Source organism: Microbacterium sp. FW305-3-2-15-F-LB2, assembly GCF_058787255.1.
The window spans coordinates 2,429,913-2,453,050 of record NZ_JBYSZO010000001.1; the positions used below are offsets into that span (position 1 = coordinate 2,429,913).

At 69.6% G+C, this 23,138-nt stretch carries 22 protein-coding genes, 1 tRNA gene and 1 pseudogene; 10 read left to right on the forward strand and 14 right to left on the reverse strand.

The annotated features are described in order from the left end of the window. Positions 1 to 113 precede the first annotated feature (113 nt). The 3 genes from AC3WLZ_RS11785 to panB are packed head-to-tail and all read left to right on the forward strand — an operon-like array spanning position 114 to position 2,628. A complete protein-coding gene (locus AC3WLZ_RS11785; protein ID WP_412925120.1) occupies positions 114 to 878 on the forward strand; it encodes a DUF2520 domain-containing protein in 765 nt (254 codons plus the stop codon). Then, positions 875 to 1,771, forward strand: a complete 897-nt coding sequence (panC, locus tag AC3WLZ_RS11790; protein WP_492470137.1) for a pantoate--beta-alanine ligase — start codon at positions 875 to 877, stop codon at positions 1,769 to 1,771. Before AC3WLZ_RS11785 ends, panC begins: the two co-directional genes overlap by 4 nt. Further along, positions 1,768 to 2,628 (forward strand): 3-methyl-2-oxobutanoate hydroxymethyltransferase, encoded by an 861-nt coding sequence (panB, locus tag AC3WLZ_RS11795; protein ID WP_412925122.1) that lies wholly within the window; start codon positions 1,768 to 1,770, stop codon positions 2,626 to 2,628. The genes panC and panB overlap by 4 nt, the downstream gene beginning before the upstream one ends. A 1-nt stretch (position 2,629) precedes the next feature. Here the strand turns inward: panB and AC3WLZ_RS11800 are convergent, their stop codons facing one another. Further along, complete coding sequence (locus tag AC3WLZ_RS11800) at positions 2,630 to 3,061, reverse strand: VOC family protein (protein ID WP_492470138.1); 432 nt, start codon at positions 3,059 to 3,061, stop codon at positions 2,630 to 2,632. 175 nt (positions 3,062 to 3,236) lie between these two features. Here AC3WLZ_RS11800 and AC3WLZ_RS11805 point away from each other — a divergent pair, with 175 nt between their 5' ends. After that, on the forward strand, positions 3,237 to 4,196 hold the full coding sequence (locus AC3WLZ_RS11805) for a dioxygenase family protein (protein WP_492470139.1): 960 nt from the start codon (positions 3,237 to 3,239) through the stop codon (positions 4,194 to 4,196). 8 nt (positions 4,197 to 4,204) lie between these two features. Here AC3WLZ_RS11805 and AC3WLZ_RS11810 read toward each other — a convergent pair whose 3' ends face one another. Further along, the gene (locus AC3WLZ_RS11810) at positions 4,205 to 5,716 is read right to left on the reverse strand and encodes a sensor histidine kinase (protein ID WP_492470140.1); all 1,512 of its coding nucleotides are present in this window, start codon (positions 5,714 to 5,716) and stop codon (positions 4,205 to 4,207) included. Further along, positions 5,713 to 6,435, reverse strand: a complete 723-nt coding sequence (locus tag AC3WLZ_RS11815; protein WP_492470141.1) for a response regulator transcription factor — start codon at positions 6,433 to 6,435, stop codon at positions 5,713 to 5,715. The genes AC3WLZ_RS11810 and AC3WLZ_RS11815 overlap by 4 nt, the downstream gene beginning before the upstream one ends. A 155-nt stretch (positions 6,436 to 6,590) precedes the next feature. Here AC3WLZ_RS11815 and AC3WLZ_RS11820 point away from each other — a divergent pair, with 155 nt between their 5' ends. Further along, on the forward strand, positions 6,591 to 8,048 hold the full coding sequence (locus AC3WLZ_RS11820; RefSeq protein ID WP_492470142.1) for an ABC transporter permease: 1,458 nt from the start codon (positions 6,591 to 6,593) through the stop codon (positions 8,046 to 8,048). A gap of 35 nt (positions 8,049 to 8,083) precedes the next feature. Next, entirely contained in the window at positions 8,084 to 8,803 is a 720-nt protein-coding gene (locus tag AC3WLZ_RS11825; protein WP_492470981.1) for an ABC transporter ATP-binding protein, read from the forward strand. Positions 8,804 to 8,824: 21 nt separating this feature from the next. Here AC3WLZ_RS11825 and AC3WLZ_RS11830 read toward each other — a convergent pair whose 3' ends face one another. Next, positions 8,825 to 9,523: a hypothetical protein gene (locus AC3WLZ_RS11830; protein WP_492470143.1), complete on the reverse strand. Its 699-nt coding sequence runs from the start codon at positions 9,521 to 9,523 to the stop codon at positions 8,825 to 8,827. Between the two features lie 238 nt (positions 9,524 to 9,761). Between AC3WLZ_RS11830 and AC3WLZ_RS11835 the strand changes: the two genes are divergently transcribed. Next, on the forward strand, positions 9,762 to 11,348 hold the full coding sequence (locus tag AC3WLZ_RS11835) for a molybdopterin-dependent oxidoreductase (RefSeq protein WP_492470144.1): 1,587 nt from the start codon (positions 9,762 to 9,764) through the stop codon (positions 11,346 to 11,348). 170 nt (positions 11,349 to 11,518) lie between these two features. Next, the gene (locus tag AC3WLZ_RS11840) at positions 11,519 to 12,580 is read left to right on the forward strand and encodes a PAS domain-containing sensor histidine kinase (protein ID WP_492470145.1); all 1,062 of its coding nucleotides are present in this window, start codon (positions 11,519 to 11,521) and stop codon (positions 12,578 to 12,580) included. On the opposite strand, the gene AC3WLZ_RS11845 is transcribed toward AC3WLZ_RS11840, so the two are convergent. The 10 genes and pseudogenes from AC3WLZ_RS11845 to AC3WLZ_RS11890 form a co-directional block, all read right to left on the reverse strand. Continuing rightward, the gene (locus AC3WLZ_RS11845; RefSeq protein ID WP_492470146.1) at positions 12,564 to 13,139 is read right to left on the reverse strand and encodes an isochorismatase family protein; all 576 of its coding nucleotides are present in this window, start codon (positions 13,137 to 13,139) and stop codon (positions 12,564 to 12,566) included. The genes AC3WLZ_RS11840 and AC3WLZ_RS11845 overlap by 17 nt on opposite strands. Positions 13,140 to 13,176: 37 nt before the next feature. Continuing rightward, positions 13,177 to 13,572: a hypothetical protein gene (locus tag AC3WLZ_RS11850; RefSeq protein WP_412925132.1), complete on the reverse strand. Its 396-nt coding sequence runs from the start codon at positions 13,570 to 13,572 to the stop codon at positions 13,177 to 13,179. 180 nt (positions 13,573 to 13,752) lie between these two features. Beyond that, positions 13,753 to 13,825: transfer RNA gene (locus AC3WLZ_RS11855), tRNA-Thr, on the reverse strand. Positions 13,826 to 13,898: 73 nt separating this feature from the next. After that, positions 13,899 to 14,564, reverse strand: coding sequence for a deoxyribose-phosphate aldolase (deoC, locus tag AC3WLZ_RS11860; protein ID WP_492470147.1), 666 nt, complete (start codon positions 14,562 to 14,564; stop codon positions 13,899 to 13,901). Between the two features lie 85 nt (positions 14,565 to 14,649). Next, positions 14,650 to 16,194, reverse strand: a complete 1,545-nt coding sequence (locus tag AC3WLZ_RS11865) for an alpha/beta hydrolase (protein ID WP_492470148.1) — start codon at positions 16,192 to 16,194, stop codon at positions 14,650 to 14,652. Further along, complete coding sequence (locus AC3WLZ_RS11870) at positions 16,191 to 17,366, reverse strand: DNA polymerase III subunit delta' (protein ID WP_492470149.1); 1,176 nt, start codon at positions 17,364 to 17,366, stop codon at positions 16,191 to 16,193. Before AC3WLZ_RS11870 ends, AC3WLZ_RS11865 begins: the two co-directional genes overlap by 4 nt. Before the next feature lie 69 nt (positions 17,367 to 17,435). Continuing rightward, on the reverse strand, positions 17,436 to 18,110 hold the full coding sequence (gene tmk / locus AC3WLZ_RS11875) for a dTMP kinase (protein ID WP_492470150.1): 675 nt from the start codon (positions 18,108 to 18,110) through the stop codon (positions 17,436 to 17,438). Continuing rightward, positions 18,107 to 20,815 (reverse strand): type I DNA topoisomerase, encoded by a 2,709-nt coding sequence (gene topA, locus AC3WLZ_RS11880; RefSeq protein ID WP_492470982.1) that lies wholly within the window; start codon positions 20,813 to 20,815, stop codon positions 18,107 to 18,109. The genes tmk and topA overlap by 4 nt, the downstream gene beginning before the upstream one ends. A 389-nt stretch (positions 20,816 to 21,204) precedes the next feature. Continuing rightward, positions 21,205 to 21,528 carry a TadE family type IV pilus minor pilin gene (locus AC3WLZ_RS11885; RefSeq protein ID WP_492470151.1) on the reverse strand — a complete coding sequence of 108 codons (324 nt, stop codon included), beginning with the start codon at positions 21,526 to 21,528 and terminating at the stop codon, positions 21,205 to 21,207. Positions 21,529 to 21,533: 5 nt separating this feature from the next. Then, positions 21,534 to 21,644: pseudogene (locus AC3WLZ_RS11890) on the reverse strand (DUF4244 domain-containing protein); the annotation flags it as partial. Between the two features lie 229 nt (positions 21,645 to 21,873). On the opposite strand from AC3WLZ_RS11890, the gene AC3WLZ_RS11895 reads away from it, so the two are divergent. Together AC3WLZ_RS11895 and AC3WLZ_RS11900 are read left to right on the forward strand one after the other, a co-directional pair. Then, positions 21,874 to 22,014 carry a hypothetical protein gene (locus AC3WLZ_RS11895; RefSeq protein WP_492470152.1) on the forward strand — a complete coding sequence of 47 codons (141 nt, stop codon included), beginning with the start codon at positions 21,874 to 21,876 and terminating at the stop codon, positions 22,012 to 22,014. A gap of 114 nt (positions 22,015 to 22,128) precedes the next feature. Further along, complete coding sequence (locus AC3WLZ_RS11900; RefSeq protein ID WP_492470153.1) at positions 22,129 to 23,019, forward strand: hypothetical protein; 891 nt, start codon at positions 22,129 to 22,131, stop codon at positions 23,017 to 23,019. The last annotated feature ends 119 nt before the right edge of the window (positions 23,020 to 23,138 follow it).

Consider the following 23,138-nt stretch of genomic DNA (forward strand, 5'->3'; position numbering starts at 1 on the left):
AGGCCCGAAATCCGTGCAGCGCGTGCGGCCATTCCCCTTGCCGCCTTCGGTCGACCGTGAGGGGATACGCTGGCATGCGGCGTAGCCGCACGTGCGGGCCACCGCCCCACATCATGAAGACCTTCTCCTCGCTCTCCGCCCTCCGGCTCGATGCACCGGTGCTCATCGTCGGCGACGGCCGGATGGGCCGCGCACTCGCCGAGGCCCTCGCCGACGCCGGCGTGCCCGTGGTCGGCCCCGCCGGCCGCGGCGAGCACGGCGCGGATGCCGGGATCGTCCTTCTCGCGGTTCCGGATGCCGCGATCGTCGACGCCGCGCGGGCCATCGCCCCGGGCCGACTCGTCGGGCACCTCTCGGGTGCACTCGACCTTTCGGTGCTCGCGCCGCATGAGGCTTTCGGCATCCATCCCCTGATGACCGTGACGGGCGCCGGAGCGTCCTTCTCGGGGGTGACCGCGGCGCTGGCCGGCACGACCCCGCGCGCGCACGCGGTCGCCGAAGCCCTCGCCGACGTGCTCGGGATGACCGGGGTCACGGTGCGCGACGACGATCGGGCGGCGTACCACGCGGCCGCGTCGATCGCCGCGAACTTCCTCGTCACGCTCGAGGGGATGGCGGAAGACCTCGCCGCCACCGCCGGCGTCGACCGCGACGCGCTCGTCCCGCTCGTGCGCGCCGCCGTAGAGAACTGGGCCGAGCGCGGGGCGGAATCCGCCCTCACTGGACCCGTCTCGCGCGGCGACACGGCGACCGTCGCGCGGCAGCGCGCGGCCATCGCCGAGCGGCTGCCCGATCGCCTCGCACTCTTCGACGCTCTCGTGAACGCGACGCACGACCTGGCCGCGACGCAGCACGCCGGAAGGACGGCGGCCTCGTGAGCCCCCGGATCGTGCGGACCGTCGCCGAGCTCCGCGACGTCCTCGCGCCGCGCCGGGGCGATGGCGTCGGGTTCGTGCCGACGATGGGCGCTCTGCACGAGGGCCACCTCTCGCTGCTGCGTGCCGCCCGGGAGGACAACGGCACGGTCGTGCTGTCGATCTTCGTCAACCCGACGCAGTTCGGCGAGGCCGCCGACCTGGACGCCTACCCGCGTACCGAGTCCGCTGACGTGGCCCTCGCGGCCGAGACGGGCGTCGACGTCGTCTTCGCTCCGTCAGTGTCCGAGATGTACCCGACCGGGTTCGCCACGACGGTGTCGGTCGGCGGGGCGATCACCGGCACGCTCGAGGGCGCGGAGCGCGGGCGGGCGCACTTCGACGGGGTCGCCACGGTCGTCGCCAAGCTGCTGCTCGCGGTCCAGCCCGACCGCGCCTACTTCGGCGCGAAGGACGCCCAGCAGGTCGTCGTCGTCCGCCGGATGGTCGCCGACCTCGGCATCCCGGTCGAGATCGTCACGCGTCCCACTTCTCGCGACGCGGACGGCCTCGCGCGGTCCAGTCGCAACACGCGCCTCTCCCCCGCCGACCGTGCGCTCGCGGCCGCGATCCCGCGCGGGCTGCGGGCAGCCCAGGATGCCTTCGCCCGTGGCATCCGGGACCCTCAGCGCCTCACGGACGCCGTGCGCGTCGAGCTGACCGCGGTAGACCTCGACCCCGAGTACGTCGAGATCGTGGATGCCGACAGCCTCCAGCCGATCACGGAGATCGAGCGCCCCGCGCTGCTCGCGCTCGCCGTGCGCGTCGGAGACGTGCGGTTGATCGACAACGTGGTGCTGGCGCCCGGCGTCGACGATCGCATCGTCCTGAACCCGGCCGAGAGGAGCCACGCATGACGGGTCCGAAGGTCACGCTGCGGCGGCTCCGCGAGCTCGCCGACGCCGGAACGCCGATCGTCATGGTCACCGCCTACGACTTCGTTTCGGGGCGCGTCGCCGAACGCGCGGGCGTCGACATGGTGCTGGTCGGTGACTCCGGCGCCCAGGTGGTGCTCGGCCTCCCCGACACGACCTCGGTGACGCTCGACGAGATGCTCATGCTCGCCAAGGCCGTCCGCCGGGCGGTGCACACCCCTCTCGTCGTGTGCGACCTCCCGTTCGGCACCACCGAGCTCAGCGACGAGCAGGCGGTGGCGACCTCCGTGCGCTTCGTGCACGAAGCCGGTGCCGACGCCGTCAAGCTCGAGGGCGCGAATCCCGCACGGCTCTCGCGACTGCGGGCGATCGTGGATGCCGGCATCCCCGTCGTGGGCCACGTCGGCCTCACGCCGCAGACGGCCACGGCCCTCGGCGGTCTCCGCGCGCAGGGCCGCACGGCCGACGACGCGATCCGCGTGGCGCGCGACGCGATGGCCGTTCAGGATGCCGGAGCGTTCGCGGTCGTGATCGAAGCCGTTCCGGCCGATGTCGTCGAGGAGATCCGGCGAGCGCTTCGCATCCCGGTCATCGGCATCGGAGCGGGCACCGCGGACGGTCAGGTGCTCGTGCAGCACGACCTGCTCGGGATCACCGAGGGTCGGGCTCCCGTGTTCGTCAAGCGCTACGGCGCCGTCGGCGACGCGATGGTCGAGGGCGTCGAGGCCTATGCGCGGGAGGTGCGCGAGGGCGCGTTCCCCGGCGCGGAGCACGTGTACCCGGCGTCGGCCGAGGTCGCGGCTGCGGTGCGCGCGTTCGTGGAGGGGCGGAGCCGCTAGCTCAGCTTCCGCTCTTCGCCCAACCGTCCGGCGCCGCGATGTTGAACATCCAGGCGACGCCCCACGGGTCGACGAGTTCGCCGTAGAAATCGCCCCAGACCTGCTTCTCGAGCGGCTGGACGACCTCGGCACCACGCTCCACGAAGCTGTCGTAGAACCCCGAGACGCGATCGATCTCGTCGCTCATGAACGCGGCGTGCACGCGATTCTTCCCCCACCCCTCGGTGGGTTCTCCGAAGGCATCCGCCCCCATGACCGTGAATCCCTCGGCACGGAGCTCGGAGTGCATCACCCCGTCGGCGGGGGCGTCGGTCATGCCGAAGTCGGCGAACGTCGCGATCGTCAGCTCGCCCCCGAAGACCGACTGGTAGAAGGTCATCGCCTCTCGGGCGTGGCCGGCGAACGAGATGTAGACGACGAGCGCGGTGGACATGGCGGCATCCTTCCGGGAGTGCGACGGTTCACGCTCACCGTAGACCGCGGCACTCGCGCGGAGAAGAGGAGGAATCCACGGAGCGGAGGAATCCCATAGCAACGGTGAGGATGCCACGAGTCCGGGCCGCGCATGCTGACGGCGTCCCCGACCCACCGGCATTCAGGAGCCCGACATGAACCGCATCCCCGAACCCGACCAGACGCCCCTCGGTCCCGCCTACGAAGGCCGCCTGCTCGACCGACCCGGCGACGAAGTCGTCGACCAAGGAGCGGGGTTCGACCTTCGGACCATGGTGGGCCGACGCGGGCTCCTCGGGCTGGTGGGCCTGGGCGCGGGTGCGACGATCCTCGCCGCGTGCACGCCGCAGAGCGACGCGGCCGTTCTCGCCACCCCCTCCCCCACGACCACCCCGACCTCGACACCGACCCCGTCGGCAACCGCGTCGACCGCGGCATTCGCGACGGACGAGATCCCCCAGGAAACGAACGGCCCCTACCCCGCCGACGGAACCAACGGTGTCAACGTGCTCGAACGTTCGGGGATGCTCCGCAGCGACATCCGCTCGAGCCTCGACGGCGGCGCCACCGCCGATGGCATCCCGCTCACCTTCACCTTCACGCTGAGCGATCTCGCGAACGGCAACACCGCGTACGCCGGCGCCGCCGTCTACGTCTGGCACTGCGACGCCCAGGGCCAGTACTCGATGTACTCGGAGGCGATCGTGAACGAGACGTACCTCCGTGGCATCCAGGTGGCCGACGCACAGGGGCGCGTGACGTTCACGACGGTCGTTCCCGGCTGCTACAGCGGTCGGTGGACGCACATCCACTTCGAGGTGTACCCGGATGCCGCGTCGGCCACGACCGTGACGAACCAGATCGCGACATCGCAGGTGGCGTTCCCGAGGGACATGCTCGACGCTGTCTACCGGGACTCCGCGTACACGGGGTCGGCCGCGAACCTTGCCGACCTCGGCAGCATCGACAACGACAACGTGTTCTCCGACGGCTACGCGCTGGAGATGGCGAGCTTCGCGGGAGATGCGGCCAACGGCTACGTCGGGACCCTCGCGGTGGCGGTGGATGCCACGACCGCCTCGGCCGTGTCGTCGCCCGGTGGGCCGCGGTCCTGACGGAGCCGCTAGCTCACCGTCCCCCGGCCATCGAGGCCCCTCCCCGCCGGCAGACGCACCTCGAACGTCGTCGCGCCCGGGCGGCTGTCGACGGCGATCGTCCCGGCGTGGGCGAGGACGATGGCCTGCGCGATCGAAAGCCCCAGGCCGGTGCTGCCCGCGTCGCGGTTGCGCGACTCGTCGCCGCGCGCGAAGCGTTCGAACAGGCGGTCGGCGACCAGCCCATCGATTCCCGGACCGGTGTCCGAGACGCGGAGGACGGCCTCTTCTCCGTCGGGGAACACCGAGGTCGTGACCACGGTCCCCGGCGGAGTGTGGGTATGGGCGTTTCGCAGCAGATTGGCGATGACCTGGCGGAGGCGGTCCTCGTCGCCGGGGACGGTGAGCGGCGCATCCGCGGCGATCTCCAGGCGCCACTCCCGATCGCGGTCGACGGCCTGGGCGTCGCTCACGGCATCCACCGCGAGCAGCGGCAGCTCCACGTCGTCGTCGCGCAACCGCTGGCCCGCATCGAGGCGGGCGAGGAGGAGCAGGTCCTCGACGAGCGTCCCCATCCGTCGGGCCTCGGACTCGATGCGCTCCAGCGAGCGACGCTGGGAAGCCGTCATCGGTTCGGTGTCCGCGAGCGACAGTTGCGCGTAGCCGCGGACGCTCGCGAGGGGCGTGCGGAGCTCATGACTGGCATCCGCGATGAACCGGCGGAGCTCGCTCTCGCTGTGCTCGCGCGCGGCCAGGGCCGACTGCACGCGCCCGAGGAGGTCGTTCAACGATGCGCCCACGCGACCGATCTCCGTGCCGGAATCGGTGTCGGCGGCATCCACGCGATCGGGGATGTCGACGTCTCCCCGTTCGAGAGAACGCTCGGACACGCGTTGGGCAACGGCGGCGACGCGATCGAGCGGGCGGAGGCTCCGGCGGACGAACCACGACAGACCCGCGACGGCGGACACGAGGGTGAGGGCACCGACCGCGACCAGGATCGCGGTCAGTGCCCGGGTGGTCGCGTCGGCATCGGCGAGCGACAGCCCGGAGATGACAGTGCTACCGTCGGACGTCGCGCGAGCGACTGCCCGGAAGGACCCGAGGTCGCCGCCGAGATCGACGGTCGTCGGTGGGTCGCCGGGGCGCACGGCCGACATCAGCGCCGCGATCTGCGCGTCGGTGAGCGCGACCTCGGAGCCGTCCGCACCCACGTACCCGGAGAAGCGCGGCTCGCCCCCGCTGTCGACGACGGCCTGCAGCGACCCTGACCGGGGAGCCGGCCGCCCGCTCGGCGCGACAGCGCTCGGAGTCGGCGCGGCTCCGGATCCGGACCTCCCGGGCACGAAGTCCCCGGGCGTCCCGCCGTCACGTTGCGCGGCGAACTGCAGCGTGGCGGAGACCTGCTCGTCCAGCCGGTCGTACACGAAGGCGCGGAGAGCCGTGAGCGTCGCGAGACACATCACCACGATCGCGAGAGCCACCAGCGCGCTCGCCCCCACGACGAGCACGCGCTGCAGAGTGGGCGGCCGGCGACTCACGACGCCTTGATCGTGTAGCCGACCCCGCGCACGGTGTGGATGAGAGGTTCCCGGCCCGCGTCGATCTTGCGGCGGAGATACGAGATGTAGATCTCGACGACGCCGCTGTCGCCGCCGAAGTCGTATCCCCACACGGCATCCAGGATCTGCGCCTTGCTGACGACCCGGCGCGTGTTCTGCATCAGATACCGCAGCAGCTCGAACTCTTTCGCGGTGAGTTTGACCGGGATGCCTCCCCGCTCGACCTCGTACGCGTCCTCGTCGAGCGCGAGGTCACCGACGCGAAGAAGGGTGTCTGCGGCCGCCGCGGCGGCGACGTGACGTCGAGCCATGCCCCGCAGACGCAGGATCACCTCCTCGAGGTTGAACGGCTTGGTGACGTAGTCGTCTCCGCCGGCGGCGATGCCGGCGATGCGATCCTCGACGGCATCCTTGGCGGTCAAGAAGAGCACGGGGACGTCATTGCCCGCGGCCCGCAGACGCGTCAGCAGCTCGACACCGTCGAGCCCGGGTATCATCACGTCGAGGACGAGCAGGTCGGGGTCGAAATCACGGATGACGTCCATCGCGTCGCGTGCGTTCGTGACCGCGCGCGCATCCCACCCCTCGGCTCCCATCGCCATCCGCAGCAGCTCGCCGAGGTTCACCTCGTCATCCACCACCACGGCGCGCACGGGAGAGCCGTCGGGGCGGGTCAACGGGGGTCTCGGGGCGGACATGTGCCTCAGCATGCCGTGTCCCGGCCCCGCATGCCACGCGTTCGAGGGCGATCGAACCACCCGCATATGCGCTTCATAGCAACGCTGAGGGATCGGTGAGGGCGCCGTCCCTACTTTCGGGGCCACGGCCGCACTCCGCGCCGAGAAGGAGAACCATGTACTGGACGTACCTGCGGCGCGAACTCGCGGGCCGCACCAAGCAGACCGTGATCGTCGCCGTCGGACTCGCCGTGGCGATCGCCCTCGTGATCGTCGTCAACGCCCTCTCCGCGGGGGTGCGAGACGCTCAGACCCAGGCACTGGCATCCGTGTACGGGGTGGGGACCGACCTCACCGTGACCGGTGCCCAGACCGAGCCGACCGAGGGGCAGCGAGGACCTCGTTTCGACTTCGGGGAAGGCGACGGATCCTCGCAGGACGGAACCACCTCGCTGAGTCAGTCGCGGTTGATCACCGACTTCCTGAGGGCGAACCTCGATGCCTCGACGGTGACGACGGTCGCCGAGATCGACGGCGTCGCCGCAGCCACCGGAGCGCTGTCCCTGACCAACACCACGTTCTCGGGGCAGATCCCCGACCGCAGTGCCCCATCCGGAACCGAGAGCGGCGAACAGAACGGACCACCCGCGGGTGGCGAAGGCGGGAGCGCTTTCGACATCCAGTCGTTCAGCGTGCTCGGCGTCGACCCTGCCGCGACCGTCGGCCCCCTGTCCTCGGTCACCGTCTCCGACGGCCGCGCCCTCACCGCCTCCGACGCCGGCGCGAACGTCGCGGTGGTGGACGCGACCTACGCCGCGAGCAACAGCCTCACCGTCGGCGGCACCATCGACGTCGGCGGCACCGCCATGCAGATCGTCGGTATCGTCGCCTCGGCATCGGCCGACGCCGACACCGCCGCGAACGTCTATCTGCCCCTCGATGTTGCCCAGTCGCTCTCCGGTGCCGGCGACGTCGTCTCGACCGTGTACGTCCAAGCCACGTCGGCGGATGCCATCGGCACCGTGCAGAGCGAGGTGCAGGCAGCTCTCCCCGACGCGACCGTGAGCTCGCAGTCGCAGCTCGCCTCGACCGTCTCCGGATCCCTCTCGAGCGCCTCATCCCTCATCACGAACCTCGGTACCTGGCTGTCCATCGTGGTGCTCGTCGTCGCCGTCGCCCTGGCGGTGCTGTTCACCCTCTCCGGTGTCGCGCGCCGCACCCGAGAGTTCGGCACCCTCAAAGCCATCGGCTGGTCCAACGGCCGGGTCGTCCGGCAGGTCGCCGGGGAGTCGCTCGTGCAAGGACTCATCGGGGGCGCCGCGGGCCTGATCCTCGGCCTCGGCGGCATCCTTCTGGTGAACGTGATCTCTCCCACGATCTCGGTCACCGCCTCCGCCAGCGGCGAGAACGGCCCGGGCGCCGGGCGCGGTCCGGGAGGTGGCGGCTTCGGCGGCGGCGGTTTCGGACAGGCGGCAGCCCAGGCCACCGACATCGTCCTGCACGCTCCCGTCACGCCCGTGATCGTGGTCGCGGCAGTAGGCATCGCCGTCCTCGGCGGAGTGCTCGCGGGGGCGTTCGGCGGCTGGCGCGCCGCGCGCCTCAGCCCCGCCGCCGCCCTCCGCTCCGTCGCCTGACGGACACCCTCACCCAAGGAGAAGACATCGTGACCATGACAACCGCATCCTCCAGCGACGCCACCGCGGCGAACGCGATGGCCTACCGCCTCGAAGGCGTCACGCGCACGTACCGGCAGCGAGAACGCTCCGTGACGGCGCTGGCCGGGATCGATCTCGAGATCACGGCTGGGGACTTCGTCACCATCCAGGGTCCCACCGGCGGCGGCAAGTCGACCCTGCTGCAGATCCTCGGGGCACTGGACCGCCCGACGTCGGGGGCCGTGCGACTCGGCGATCTCGACGTCGCCCAGGCCTCGAACGACCAGCTCGGCCGAGTGCGCGCCGCCGAGATCGGATTCGTGTTCCAGGGGTTCAATCTCATCCCCACCCTCACCGCCGCCGAGAACGTCGACATGGGACTGGAGCCGCTCGGCCTCGACCGGCAGGAGCGCCGACGGCGGGTCGCGGAAGCTCTCGAGCGCGTCGGGCTCGCCGACCGGCACGACCATCGGCCCGGAGAGCTCTCGGGCGGTCAGCAGCAGCGCGTCGCGATCGCCCGCGCCGTGGCCAAGCAGCCGCGAGTCCTGCTGGCCGACGAGCCGACGGGCAACCTCGACGAACACATGCGCGACGAGATCCTGGACGTGCTCGAAACGCTCAACACCGAGGGGCTGACTCTCGTCGTCGTCACGCACGACTCGGCCGTGGCCCGCCGCGCGCGGCGACGGCTGCGCCTGGCGAAGGGCACGATCACCGACATCACACACCGGTGAGACGCGCTGCTGCCGATGCTGTCAGGGCATCGGCAGCAGCGCGACCACGAGGCACGCGATCCCGGCGACCGCGAGAACACCGGCGTACAGCCAGCGATGATCGGTGCGCGCCAGCCGACCGTAGAACCCCTCCACGCGGGATGCCGCCGAGGGGAAGAGCGACCACGCACCGGCCAGCCCCGCGAACGGAGCGGCGAGCGCCACGAGGAACACCGCGAACGCCGCGAGTCGCAGGACCGGGTCTCCCGTGACTCCCTCGGTCACCCGCCCGGTCATGTACATGATGGGCAGGGTCGTGAACCCGACGACCGAACAGCCGAGGCCGAGGAGGAAGTAGCTCCACGTGCGCGTCCGGGGAGCGGCGGTCGCGGCTCGGGGACGGCGGATCGGCTCGCGCAGCTTCCATCCGGCCACTCCGGCGGCGGCGGTCAGGAAGAGCGCACCCGCCACGGCATCCACTCGGGCGTCCCGCAGGGCGTCCGTCGTGCGCTCCTCGGCCGCGGTGACCAGAGCGGTCGGATCGAAGCTCTGCAGCAGCGCGTACAGGAGCGTCGCCCCGACGGCGAGGCCGCCGATCATCCAGCCGATTCGCCTCGCGACTCGAGTGTTCTGCGCCAGCACGTCGGCGGTCGCGGCATAGAGCGCGGGATTGAGGCCGAGACTGAGCCCTAGGCCCACGAGCGTCGAGAGCGCGGCGAGCCAGCGGACGACGTCGGTCACAGCGGGCTCCCCTCGCGCGAGCGGGCGGATGCCACCGGGCGAATGTGTCACAGCGTAGCGGCGGGCCGTTCGACTCCCGGTGTGCCGCGGGGTCCGCCCGACGGATTCGGCCCGAGACGACGCGCGGTGGCGCGTCGACGTCGCGGATCCGTCACCGCGCGGCATCCGTTCCCGCCCCCGCTCCGAATAGACCCATGACGGCGGCGCTTTGCGTGTCGTCGACACGGAGAGGGATGCCATGACCACCGACACCGCCACCCGCACCGACGAGCCGACCACGGTCCGTCGTCCTCGAGGCTGGTTCTGGGCCGCGCTGGCCGGGCTCACCTCCGCCGCCGCGCTGCTCGCCGTCGCCGAACTGTTCGCGGTGCTGGTCGCGCGTTCGGCGAGCCCCGTCCTGGCCGTCGGATCGGTCATCGTCGACATCGTGCCGCGCCCCCTCAAGGAGTTCGCGATCACCGTCTTCGGCGAGTCCGACAAGATCGCCCTCCTCGCCGGTGTCGGCCTGGGGGCCGCTGTCGCCGCCGCCGTCGCGGGTGTGCTGGAGTACCGATTCCGTCCGGTCGGCGCGATCCTGCTCGGCGTGGGCGGTGTCCTGGCCACGGTCGCGATCGTCACGCGTGCGGGAGCCACCGGTCTCGCCTGGCTTCCGCCTGTCCTCGGAACCATCGCGGGCGTCGCGCTGCTGCTGATCCTCAGCCGTCGTCTGCGTCGCTGGTCGACCGCGGCGGCCGCCGGCGATGCGCAGGCGGCGGGCGTCAGCCGACGGGGCTTCTTCCTGCTCTCGGGCATCAGCGCGGCGACGGCCATCGTCGTCGGTGTCGGCGCCCGTGTGGTGAACGCGGCCACGGCGTCGGTAGCGGCCGCTCGCGACGCTCTCCGCCTCCCGGCCGTGCGCAGCACCGTCACCGTCCCCGAGGGCGCGTCTCTCGACGTCCCCGGGCTTTCGCCGCTGATCACGCCGAACGCCGACTTCTACCGTGTCGACACCGCCCTCACCGTGCCGAATGTCGACCCGTCGACCTGGCGCCTGACCATCGACGGCATGGTCGACACGCCCGTCGAGCTGTCCTTCGACGACCTGGTCAACATGGGTCTGGACGAGTACGGCGTGACCCTCACGTGCGTCTCGAACGAGGTCGGCGGAGGGCTCGTCGGCAATGCGATCTGGCAGGGCGTGCCGATCCGCGACGTGCTCCGGCTCGCCTCCCCCCAGGGCGACGCCGACATGGTGCTCTCCGAGAGCGTCGACGGGTTCACGGCATCCACTCCCCTGTCGTCGCTGACCGATGACGGACTGGATGCCATCTTCGCGGTGGCCATGAACGGCGAACCGCTTCCGTTCGAGCACGGCTTCCCGGTGCGCATGGTCGTTCCCGGTCTGTACGGCTACGTCTCGGCGACGAAGTGGGTGACGAAGCTCACGGTCACCCGGTTCGACCAGATGGAGGCGTACTGGACACCCCGCGGGTACTCCGCCGAGGCCCCCATCAAGATGTCGTCGCGCGTGGACACGCCCAAGATCGGCTCGCCCGTCCCGGCAGGCAAGGTCCCGATCGCGGGAATGGCCTGGGCGCAACCGATCGGCGTGAAGACCGTCGAGGTGAGCATCGACAACGGCGAATGGCAGCAGGCGACGCTATCGACGCCGATCAACGACCAGTCCTGGGTCCAGTGGATGCTCGAGTGGGACGCCCAGCCCGGCACGCACTACATCTCGGTCCGCGCGACCGACAAGCAGGGCAACGTGCAGATCCAGGAGCCGGCGGCGATCGCGCCGAACGGCTCCAGCGGATGGCAGCGCACGCTGGTCACGGTGAGCTGACATTGCGCGTAACGGCCATGGCACGGTTCGTGTCAAGCGGTGGTCTTGCGCGCGTGGCCCCGGCATGATCGGCTCATGCCTTCAGCAAGCATTCTCCCGGTCATCGGCGTGCGCCCGTGAGCGTCGCCGAGCACGACGGGTCTTACCGTGGCCCTCACCATCCCTCTCCCGTGGACGGTCGACCCATCGCTAGCCTGAGGCGGGCGTTACCCGCCGACTGGGACGGGCAGGTCGACCAGTTCGCGATCGTCAAGCTCGACGGCGGCGGTGTCGTACGCGGGTGGAATCTCGGCGCCCAACTCATCAAGGGGTACGCCGAGAACGAGATCATCGGTGAGCACTTCTCGCGGTTCTACCGGGATGACGATCGCGGTCGCGGCCTCCCCGACCGTCTGCTCGCAGCCGCGCAGCGCGACGGACACGTCGAGGACACCGGGTGGCGCGTTCGCAAGGACGGCAGGGAGTTCTGGGCGAGCGTGACCATCTCGGCGATCCGCAGCGAGTCCGGCCAGGTGCTCGGGTTTGTCAAGATCGTGCGCGACCTGACCAGCGAGAAGCGGAGTGCGGACGAGAAGGCGACCCTCCAGCGCACCTTCGCCCATGATCTGCTCTCGCCCGTCACCGCGCTGCGCGGCTACCTCGATCTCCTGGCCGATGAACTCCCTGCCGATCACCGGCTCCTTCAACTCGCCGGCGAGGCCAGCGACCACCTCGTCGCGATGGCGCAAGCCCTGATGGCCGACGCGAACTCCCGCCCCGAGGGTGGGCGCAGCCGGGCGACGATGGACCTCGTCACCCGCGGTGCGATCGCGCTGGTCCTGCCCGGTGACGCGGCGGATCGAGTCGCCCTCGGCCAGATGGATGCCGTTCCCGTGGTGGGCGACGTCCTGAGCCTCCGCCGCGCGGTGGCCAACGTGCTCGAGAACGCGGCGAAGTACTCCGACGACGTCATCGACGTGGAGGTCTACGAGACCGACGAGGGAGCGACCGTGCGCGTGCGCGACCGGGGGCGAGGCATCCACCCCGACGATCTCCGGTCGGTACTCGACGAAGGCGAACGAGGACGTCTCGCCGACCCGCATGACGGCGGCAGCGGAATCGGCCTGGCGAGCGTCCGACAGATCGCGCAGGAGCACGGGGGCACCGTACGGATCTCCAGCGAGCTCGGGGTGGGAACGAGCGTGACCCTCACGATCCCCCGCGCCGAGGCAGAGATCACTCCGAACGAGTGAGGCGCGCCCCCGCCGACTCGATCTCGGACAACGCCGCGGCGCTGGAATCGGGGTGCACGCCCGCGATCAGGTCGGTGAGCACCCGCACGGTGCGTCCGGCCGCGAGCGCATCGAGCGCCGAGGCCCGCACGCAGTAGTCGGTCGCGATGCCGACGACGTCGATGTCGCCGATGGCGTACTGGTTCAGGATGTCGTCGGCGGTCAGACCGTCGTCCGTCACTCCCTCGAACAGGGAGTAGGCGGGCTTTCCCTGCCCCTTCTTCAGGTGGTGGGTGACCCGGCGCGTGTCGAACACCTCGTCGTAGTCAGCGCCGTAGGTTCCTCCGACGCAGTGCACGGGCCAGGTGTCGACGAAGTCCGGCTCCGCCGCGAAATGACCACCGTTGTCGTCATCGCCGTGGTGCCAGTCCCTCGAGGCGACGACGACCGCATAGTCGTCCGCGTGGGCGTCGAGATACCGCGAGATGCGTTCGGCGACCTCGTCGCCCCCGACCACCCCGAGGGCTCCGCGTTCGGTGAAATCGTTCTGGACGTCGACGATGAACAGTGCCCGGCTCATGCGTCGAGCCTACGCTCGACGGCGAGGGCCGGACCGGTCACCCGCGCGCGAAAAGAAGCACGACCGAAAGGGCGAAGGCCAACGCGCCGAGGCTGAGGACTCCGATGGCGAGCAGTCCGACGAAGCGCACTAGGGGCGACGATGGCGTCAGCCGCATGCGGTGCCGCGAGCCGCGACGCGCGTAGACGTCGGCCATGTCGGCGGCACCGATCCGCGCATCGTCGTGGGGCGAGAGCGGTGCCTCGTTGACTCCCCCGTGCTCATCGAACCAGCGAACCACCCGGTGGTCATCGACATCCTCGACCACGGCACGCACGGGCACCCAGGTCCCGTCGGCGACGTAGAGGATCAGAGCGGCGATGGCCAAGAGGATGCCGGCTCCGAGGCCCACCCAGGTGAACAGCTCGATCACGATATCGACGACGTTCGACACGGGGGCTCCTGCGGGCGGGGCGACGATCTCCGCGCGTGGCGCGACGGGTGAGGCTTCAGCCTATCGGCCGGGGCGACACCCTCCCGACGTGGTCCGCCCGTTGCCAGGTAGGCGTGAGCGAACGACAAAAGGCCCCCGGTCCGCCTGTTTCCAGGTGATCCGGGGGCCTTCGTCGTTCGGAGCCGCCTAAGGGAATCGAACCCTTGACCTATTCATTACGAGTGAATCGCTCTGCCGTCTGAGCTAAGGCGGCGTGCGGGCGCTGACGCGTGCACGATCATCGATCTTACATGGTCACCGGTCCGCCGGACGAATCGGGCCGAGGGTCAGTAGTCGCCGGTCGCGGAGCGGTCGGCGAGGATGTCACGGCTCGATGACAGGCCGAGACGGGTCGCACCGGCGGCGATCATGTCCTCGGCCGCGGCGCGGGTGCGGATGCCCCCGGATGCCTTGACTTCGGCGCGGTCACCGACCGTGCGCTTCATGAGCTCGACAGCGTGGACGCTGGCTCCGCCCGCGGGGTGGAACCCGGTCGACGTCTTCACGAAGTCGGCACCCGCGGCGACGGCGGCCTCGCAGACCGCGACGATCGCCTCATCGGTGAGCGCGGCGGACTCGATGATCACCTTGAGCACGGTCGGGGCGGGCACGGCGGTGCGGACGGCACGGATCTCCGCCTCGACGACCTCGTAGCGGCCCTCGATCGCGGCTCCGATATCGATGACCATGTCGATCTCGTCAGCGCCCTGCGCGACCGACAGCGCCGCCTCTGTCGCCTTGACCTCGGCGTGGTGCTTACCGCTGGGGAAGCCGCAGACCACGGCGACTTTCAGCCCCTCCGGCACCTCGACGGGAAGGAACGACGGCGACAAACACACGCTGTAGGTGCCGAGTTCGGCAGCCTCGGCGATGGTGCGCTCGACGTCGGCTCGCGTCGCCTCTGGCTTGAGCAGGGTGTGGTCGATGTAGGTGGCCAGGTCGGGGGTGGTCATGGTGCTCCTTCGGGCGGGGACATCGACAAGCCTACGTTCCGCGACCGATCGAGCGCTCGCCTGCCCCGGGGCACGCAGGCCGACGTCAGCCGCAGCGGAGCCCGTTCTCGGGGACGGTTCCGTCGATGAGGTAAGCGTCGACGGCGTCGGTGACGCACGCGTTGCCCTTGTTGTATCCCAAGTGCCCCTCGCCGACGTTCGTCACGAGGATGCCTTGGGCGAGCTGCGAGGCCAGACTCTGCGCACCGTCGTACGGCGTCGCGGGGTCGCCCGTCGTTCCGATCACCACGATGGGCGGTGATCCCGGTGCGGTGATCGGCTGGCGCACACCGGTGGGCGGCGCGGGCCACGAGGCGCAGGGGTCGCCGCCGCCGGCCCAGTACGGGGCGACGACGGGAGCTGCGGCGTCGAGCTTCGCCTGGAGCGCGGCGACGTCGGCATCCGTTCCCTCGTCGGGATAGTCCATGCAGTTGTACGCGACGAAGGCTTCCATCGTGTTGCCGTCGTAGCGATCCCCGAGGCGTCCGGTGTAGAAGTCGGCGAGTTGGAAAGCGACGTCGGCACGCCCGTTGCTGACGTCGGTCAGGGCGGAGCGCAGGTACGCCCAGCTTTCTTCGCTGTAGAGCGCCGCGGTGATGGCGGTCATCAGGGTGTCGCCACCGAGCTGGCGCCCATCGGACGCGGTGATCGGTCGCGCGTCGACGCGGGCCAGGAGGGCGGACACGTCGGACATGGCGTCGTCGACGCTTCCCGCGAAGGGGCACTCGCTGGTGCGGAGACAGTCCGCCATGAAGGCGCGAAGCGATTGCTCGAAGCCGATGGCCTGACGCAACGACGTGTCGGAACCCGACACGCTCGGGTCGATGCCGCCGTCGAGCACCATCCGGCCGACGCGTTCCGGGAACAGGCCGGCGTAGGTGGCACCGAGGAACGTACCGTACGAGAACCCGAGGTAGTTGAGCTTGGGGTCGCCGAGGACGGCACGGAGTACGTCCATGTCGCGAGCGGAGTTGTCGGTGGTGATGTAGGGCAGGATGCCGTCGCTGCGGTCTTCGCAGGCCTTGGCGAAGTCCGCGGCGCGCTTGTCGAGGGCCGCTTGGCGCTCTTCGCTCCCTCGCGCCCCGGGCGGGATGTCGTAGAGGTAGGCGTCGAGCTGCGGCGGGTCGTAACAGGTGACCGCGGTGGACTCGCCGACTCCTCGCGGATCGAAACCGATGACGTCGTAGGCCTGGGTGAGCTTGTCGTCGACGAGGATCGACAGCGCTTGCTTCATGAGAGAGACGCCGGCTGCTCCGGGGCCGCCCGGGTTGGTCAGGAGCGAACCGATCGGCTGTCCGGAGGAGGCGCGGTGGCGGACGACCGCGAGGTCGAGATCACCCACACTCGGGTCGCTGTAGTCGCGGGGAACCGTGACCGTGGTGCAATCGAGCCCGGTCCCGCACTCCTGCCAGTCCAGGGTCTGCCCGTAGTACGGCAGGAGTTCGGCGGACACTCCGTCGGTCTGCGGTGCGAGGGATGCCCCGCCCCCGGGCGCCATGGGCGGGATCTGAGCGTAGAGGCATCCGGAGAGCGCCACGGCGAGCGCCGCGACACCGGCTACGGCCGTGGCGAGTCGGCGACGGAGGCTCACGGCGCGGATCCGTTCGCGACGGTGATCAACAGGCTCTCGAGCGCCAGGAGCGGAGCGGCGTTCTGCTCGAGGTTACGGCGGGTGTCGGTGATGCGGTCGAGGACGCCGAGGGTGCGCGCGGGTGTCCATTCCGCGGCGAGGGAGCGGAGGTCGTCGATCCTTTCCTCGTTGACGAGGTCGCCGTCGCGCCCGTACTGCAGCATGACGACGTCGCGGAAGAGCGACTGGAGGTCGGTGAGGACGCGATCGATGCCGTCGCGGAGGCTCCGGGTGGCCCGGCGCTTCTGGTCGTCTTCGAGGGCGTTCAGCTGGCCCCGCACGCTCGGCGGCACCGCGGCACCCTCGGCGACCCCGAGGGTGCGCAGCAGCGAGCGGCGCTCCTCTTCGTCGCGGGTCGCGGTCAGGGCCTTGGCGTCGTCGGTGGCGAGGCGCACGATCTGCCCGGCGACGTCGACGGCGTCGCTGATGCCGCGGACGGCGAGGACGGCGGACAGCGTCTCGGCGCGACGGGCGCGGGCGTCGTCGTCGGTCGCGAGGCGCTGCGCCATTCCGATGTGGCGCTGGGCATGACGAGCCGACTCTTCCGCGACGTCGGCGGTGACGCCGGTGCGTTCGACGATGAGGGAGGCGACGTCGGCGACGGACGGCTCGCGCAGGCGCAGGACGCGGACCCGGGAGCGGATGGTGGGCAGCAGGTCGGCGTCGCTCGGCGCGCACAGGACCCAGACGGTCTGCTCCGGCGGCTCTTCGAGGGCCTTGAGCAGCACATTCGACGTGCGCTCGGCCATGCGGTCGGCATCTTCGACGACGATCACGCGGTGGCGCCCGAGCGACGGCGCGAACGAGGCGCGTTCGACGAGGCGGCGCGCTTCGTCGATGCGGATGACGACCTGCTCGGTGCGCAGAGCCGTGAGATCGGGGTGGGTGCGTGCGAGCACCTGCCGCTGGGCGGCCTCGTCGCCGGGGTCGGCGATGAGCGCAGCCGCGAAAGCGTAGGCGAGAGTCGACCGGCCCGATCCGGGGGGCCCGGTGATGAGCCACGCGTGGGCGAGCGCGGCAGGATCGTCGGCGGCGGCACGAAGCGTCTCGACGGCCTCGGTCTGCCCCCACACGGCGTCCCACGGGAAGGGCGCCCCGACGGTTCGCGCGGGGGATTCCACAGCGGCCGACATGGGTTCCACCCTAATCGTGGCTGCCGACACGGCCGCTGCTGATCGGCTGAGGACCGGCGAGCGAAGGCGTCATGAGAGACGGGATGCCACGGCCGCACGCACCTTCTCGGCCAACGCGGGCGGGGGCTCGGTGGCATCCAGGACGAGGAAACGCTCGGGCTCGGCGGCGGCCAGGGCGAGGAACGCGGCGCGGACGCGTTCGTGGAACTCGGCCTTCTCCGCCTCGAGGCGGTCGAAGGGCTTGTCGTCCGCGTCCAGCCGCGCTCGCGCCGACGCGGGGTCGAGGTCGAGGAGAACGGTCAGGTCGGGAAGCAGTCCGCCGGTGGCCCAGAGCGACAGCTCCCGCACGTCGTCGGCGTCGAGCACGCGGCCGGCTCCCTGGTACGCGACGGAGGAGTCGAGGTAGCGGTCCTGGATGACGACGTCGCCTCGCGCGATCGCGGGCTGGACCACCGTCTCGATGTGGTGCGCGCGGTCGGCCGCGTACAGCAGCGCCTCCGCACGCGGGGCGATGTGTCCGCGGTGGTGCAGGACGATGTCGCGGATGCGGACGCCGACGTCGGTGCCGCCGGGTTCGCGCGTGCGCACGACCTCACGACCTTGGGTGCGGAGCCAGTCCTCGAGCAGCACGGCCTGGGTGGTCTTGCCCGCGCCGTCACCGCCTTCGAAGGTGAGGAACAGCCCCGGTCCCCCGGCTGCCGCCGCACGCGGGGCGTGCGGCGGCCGAGAGGGTTCGGTCGTCACGACTTCTTCGCCGGGGCCTTGCGCGTGGTCGTCGTCTTCTTCGCCGCGGCACGCTTGGGGGCGGGACCCTTCGCGCGCTTGTCGGCGATGAGTTCGACGGCCCGCTCGAAGGTGATGGCCATCGCGTCCTCTCCGCGCGGCACCGTGGCGTTCGTCTCGCCGTCCGTGACGTACGGGCCGAAACGGCCGTCCTTGAGCTTGATCGGCTTGCCGCTGACGGGGTCGGCCTCGAACTCCTTGAGGGCGCTCGATGCGCGCCGGGCGCCGTACTTGGGCTCGGCGTACTTGGCGAGGGCGTCTTCGAGGGTGATGTCGAAGATCTGGGCCTCGGAGTCGAGCGACCTCGAGTCGGTGCCCTTCTTCAGGTACGGGCCGAAGCGACCGTTCTGGGCGGTGATCTCTTCGCCCGAGGTCGGGTCGGCACCCACGACGCGCGGGAGCGACAGCAGCTGCAGCGCGGTGTCGAGGTCGATCGTGTCGACGGACATCGAGCGGAACAGCGAGGCCGTGCGGGGCTTGGGGGCAGCCTCTTTCTTGGCTCCGCGCTTCTTCGGGGCCTCGACGACCTCACCGGTGGCCTGGTCGACCTCTTCGGGCTCCTCGGCGTCGACCTCTTGAACGTAGGGGCCGAACCGACCGTCCTTGACGACGACGAGCTTGCCGTTCTCCGGGTTCTCACCGAGAACGCGGTCGCCCGCGATGGGCGCGTCGATGAGCTCCTGCGCCTTCTCAGGCGTGAGCTCGTCGGGCGCGAGGTCTTCGGGGATGTTGACGATGCGCGGCTTGGCATCCTCGGGCGCACCGGGCTGGACGACCTCGAGGTAGGGGCCGTACTTGCCGAAGCGGAGGGTCGCGGTGTCGGTGATACGCGTCGAGTTCAGCTCGCGCGCGTCGATCTCGCCGAGATTCTCGACGATGTGACGCAGCCCCACCTGCTTGTCGGATCCGAAGTAGAACGCCTTGAGCCACTCGGTGCGGCGCTGCTCGCCGCGGGCGATGGCGTCGAGGTCGTCTTCGAGGGCGGCTGTGAAGTCGTAGTCGACGAGGTCGGCGAAGTGCTGTTCGAGCAGACGCACGACGCTGAAGGCGAGCCAGCTGGGCACGAGCGCCTGACCACGCTTGGTGACGTATCCGCGGTCGAGGATGACGCCGATGATGCTGGCGAAGGTCGAGGGACGACCGATGCCCTTCTCTTCGAGCGCCTTGACCAGGCTCGCCTCGGTGTAGCGCGGCTTCGGCGAGGTGCTGTGCCCCTTGGGCTCGACATCGCTGATGGCGAGCTCGTCGCCGACGGCCACGGCGGGGAGCGACTGGTCGGCGTCCTCGTCGTTGCGCTTCTCGTCGTTGCCCTCTTCGTACGCCTCGAGGAACCCCTTGAACGTGTACACGGTGCCCGACGCGGTGAACTCGGCGTACTTCTCCCCCGCCTGGACGGCGAGGGTGACCGTGGTGGTCTCGTACTTGGCATCCGACATCTGGCTGGCGACGGTGCGCTTCCAGATGAGGTCGTACAGCTTCTGCTCGTCACGGTCGAGCGACGACGCCAGCGACGCGGGCGTGCGGAAGTGCTCGCCCGAGGGACGGATGGCCTCGTGCGCCTCCTGCGCGTTCTTGGAGTTGCTGCGGTACACGCGGGGGTTGGCGGGCACGGCCTTGTCGCCGTACAGCGCCACCGCCTGCTCGCGCGCGGCCTTCACGGCCTGCGTCGACAGTGCGGTGGAGTCCGTACGCATATAGGTGATGAACCCCTTCTCGTAGAGACGCTGAGCGACGCCCATGGCGTGCTTGGCGCTCATCGAGAGTTTGCGTCCCGCCTCCTGCTGCATCGTGGAGGTGGTGAAGGGGGCACGGGGGCTGCGGGTTCCGGGCTTGGCCTCGACCTTGGCGACGGTGGCCTTGGCGGCGGCGACGATGTCGGCGGCGAGCGCGCGAGCCTGGGCCTCGTCGAGCACGACGACGGCCTTTTTGAGCTTCCCGTTGTCGTCGTAGTCGCCACCGCGGGCCAGCGGGGCGCCGTCGAGACGGTTCAGACGCGTCATGAACGACGAGCCGGACTTGGATGCCAGCGCCTCGACGTCCCAGTACGACGCCGAGACGAACGCCATGCGCTCGCGCTCACGCTCGACGACCATGCGTGTGGCGGCGGACTGCACGCGGCCGGCGCTGAGCGCGGTGCCCTCACGGCCCGATCCGACCTTGCGCCACAGCACGGGCGAGACGTCCCACCCATAGAGGCGGTCGAGGACGCGGCGGGTTTCCTGTGCGTCGACGAGGGACTCGTCGAGCTCGCGCGTGTGGTTGACGGCGTCTTGGATGGCGTCCTTGGTGATCTCGTGGAACACCATGCGGCGGACGGGAACCTTGGGCTTGAGGACCTCGCGCAGGTGCCACGCGATGGCTTCGCCTTCGCGGTCACCATCGGTTGCGAGCAGGACTTCGTCGGCGGACTTGAGGGCGCGCTTGAGCTCGGCGACCGTCTTGGTCTTGCGGTCGTTGACGACGTAGTACGGATCGAAGTCATTCTCGACGTCGATGGAGTACTTGCCGTAGGCCGCCTTCTTGTCGGCGGGGATCTCCTTCTTGGAAGCGAGGTCGCGGATGTGCCCGACCGAGCTGAGCACTTCGTAACCGTCGCCGAGGTATCCCTGGATCGACTTCATCTTCGTCGGGGACTCGACGATGACGAGCTTCTTGCCGTTAGCCACTGGGGTCCTTTCTTCGTTGCACACCATACACACGCCTCCCTGGTCGGGATCCGGGAGGTCATACGCGGTCGAGACATCGGGTGGTCCGGCCTTCGCGCGTGCAGCGAACGGAATCCCACCGTACGCGCTGCCGACGGTGACCGTGGCGACGAGGCCGTCGACATCGCATTCGTTCAGGTTCGCGTCACCCGCCCGCGTCACCGCTTCCGCTGCCTCGCACGGCACCCCCGGTACAGCGCCGCTCACGGTGTCGGCCGCGGCGAGGGCAGCGGCATCCGCGATCCCGGATAGTCGCTGCGCCTGCGCGGCGGCGCCCGCCACGACGGCCAGACCGAGGGAGGCCACGGCGATGGCCGCGACCACCCCCATCGCGCTCGCAGAACCCGCCACTATCCGCCCCCGTCGAGCGCGCACGAACGAGCGGAGAGCGGACCCAATGGCAGAGGGAGCGGAATCGCTGCCGAGGCCTCGACACACACCAGCGTTTCGCCCCGGTCGACCGAGACCGTTGCGCCGATGCTCGTCACGACGGCTCGCGCGCCGGCCTCGTCACCACGACCGAACAGCCGCGCCGACTCGGCCGCGGCGTGCTGCAGCCGCACCTCCGTCGCCCCCGCGGCGAGCGCACCGAGGCCGAGCGCGAGCACCACGACGATCGAGGGCAGAGCAACGGCGAACTCCGCCGTGACGGCCCCGCGATCATCGAGTGTCATCGGTTTCACTGCACCGTGAGCGCACGGCGGATCAGATCGGTCAGGATGCCGCGCACCTCGTCCGACCTCATGATGACCACGAGGAGGCCCGCGAACGCGACCGCCGCGACCGTCGCAGAGAAAAGACATACCTGTGTGACGCGGAAGGCATACGCGCTAGCAGTAAGTACTCCTATATGAGGCGCGATGTCGGAACCCCCGGTTAGTGACGTGCTCGACGTGCGGCGGGAGGATGCGACCTCTCGGGCTCGCCGTACACACGAAGGGCCGTCGAAAATCACACCGACGTAACTAGAGGGATTGGTTCGAGCCGCGAGCACGTCGCCGATCAGTCACCATGACCCCGTGACCTCGATGACACCGCCTCCCCGACCCTCAGCCGCGCCGTCGCACCGCTTCACCTCGACGGGGCTGATCGGCGAGCGGCAGCGTCGGGTGCTCGCGATCATCGCCGAGGCCGAAGCAGAAAACAAGAAATTAGATTAGTGCACACGTAGCGCTATTGATCTAATCAACTGAATGGAAATTATTCTGAGACAATAAGAGATGCCGCGTCGATCTTGGCAGATTGCTGACGCGGCATCTCGATTGGATTTCGTCATGCCAGTATATCAACTCCTCGGCGCACGCGGCAGCCTCGCCGACCTCATCGCCACTCTTGATAGATCATCAGATGTATTCTCTCTTCCACTCATCGAGGTGGAGAGGGAGTATCAGCAGAGGTATCAAGTACAGAGATTCATTCAGGATCACATCGAGCACAAGAGTGTGTCTCTATGCAGACGTGGCTATCGTGTCCTCGACGCCGAAGGCGTAGCTACACGAGTCGCCTGTAACAACGCATGGCTATGTGCAGTATGTGCTCCACGCAGACTCGATCACTTCGTCGCACAGACCGTCGAGGTCATCGAGCTAGCGTCCACAGTGCTCGCGTTCACCTTCAGTCAGATTCAAGAAACAGGTGAGGGTCTCGCCGGCGCACTGAACAGGCTGAAGCGCTCGATGACCTCGATGACCACCGGCAGGGCATGGGCCGACCTGAAGAGCCGCTATGGCATCGTCGGGATCGGCTACGTGGTCGAGGTGAAGCACTCGCCGACCGGCTGGCATCCCCACCTTCACGGTTTTCTTGTTTCTGACCGCGACCTCAGCGACGAGCAGGCATCGCAGCTTGGTCTTGCCCTCCGCCGTCGATGGTCCCAGCAGAGCACAGGGTCTTCCCTCTTCGCTCAGCACGTCGCCATGGTTCGCCCTGACGAGTTCTCGTCGGCGACGCGGTACGTCAGAAAGGACAGCCCGAGGTACACGACGACGAGTGCGACGAACCGCACCATCGGTGACCTCGTGCACGACGCCAGTCGCGGCGACCTCGATGCGCTCCACCTTCTCCAGGAGGTGGCGACGGCGACGAAGCGTCAGCGTCGCTTCACGTGGACGCCCGGCATTGTGAGCACCCTCCAGGAAGCCACACACGCCCCGCTGAGCGCATAACAGCATGTCTTGGGGGTAGTCGCTCACGGCGACGAACTCGACCGCTTGTATGGCCTCGTTGAATTTCATCTAATCAACGCTGGCTTATTCAAAACAATTTGGAAACCCGTTCCAGAAAA

Coding starts and splice junctions, on each gene's coding strand:
- AC3WLZ_RS11785 (WP_412925120.1), top strand. CDS start 114: ATGAAGACCTTCTCCTCGCTCTCCGCCCTCCGGCTCGATGCACCGGTG.
- panB (WP_412925122.1), top strand. CDS start 1,768: ATGACGGGTCCGAAGGTCACGCTGCGGCGGCTCCGCGAGCTCGCCGAC.
- AC3WLZ_RS11800 (WP_492470138.1), bottom strand. CDS start 3,061: ATGTCCACCGCGCTCGTCGTCTACATCTCGTTCGCCGGCCACGCCCGA.
- AC3WLZ_RS11805 (WP_492470139.1), top strand. CDS start 3,237: ATGAACCGCATCCCCGAACCCGACCAGACGCCCCTCGGTCCCGCCTAC.
- AC3WLZ_RS11815 (WP_492470141.1), bottom strand. CDS start 6,435: ATGTCCGCCCCGAGACCCCCGTTGACCCGCCCCGACGGCTCTCCCGTG.
- AC3WLZ_RS11820 (WP_492470142.1), top strand. CDS start 6,591: ATGTACTGGACGTACCTGCGGCGCGAACTCGCGGGCCGCACCAAGCAG.
- AC3WLZ_RS11825 (WP_492470981.1), top strand. CDS start 8,084: ATGACAACCGCATCCTCCAGCGACGCCACCGCGGCGAACGCGATGGCC.
- AC3WLZ_RS11835 (WP_492470144.1), top strand. CDS start 9,762: ATGACCACCGACACCGCCACCCGCACCGACGAGCCGACCACGGTCCGT.
- AC3WLZ_RS11845 (WP_492470146.1), bottom strand. CDS start 13,139: ATGAGCCGGGCACTGTTCATCGTCGACGTCCAGAACGATTTCACCGAA.
- deoC (WP_492470147.1), bottom strand. CDS start 14,564: ATGACCACCCCCGACCTGGCCACCTACATCGACCACACCCTGCTCAAG.
- AC3WLZ_RS11870 (WP_492470149.1), bottom strand. CDS start 17,366: ATGTCGGCCGCTGTGGAATCCCCCGCGCGAACCGTCGGGGCGCCCTTC.
- AC3WLZ_RS11885 (WP_492470151.1), bottom strand. CDS start 21,528: ATGACACTCGATGATCGCGGGGCCGTCACGGCGGAGTTCGCCGTTGCT.
- AC3WLZ_RS11900 (WP_492470153.1), top strand. CDS start 22,129: ATGCCAGTATATCAACTCCTCGGCGCACGCGGCAGCCTCGCCGACCTC.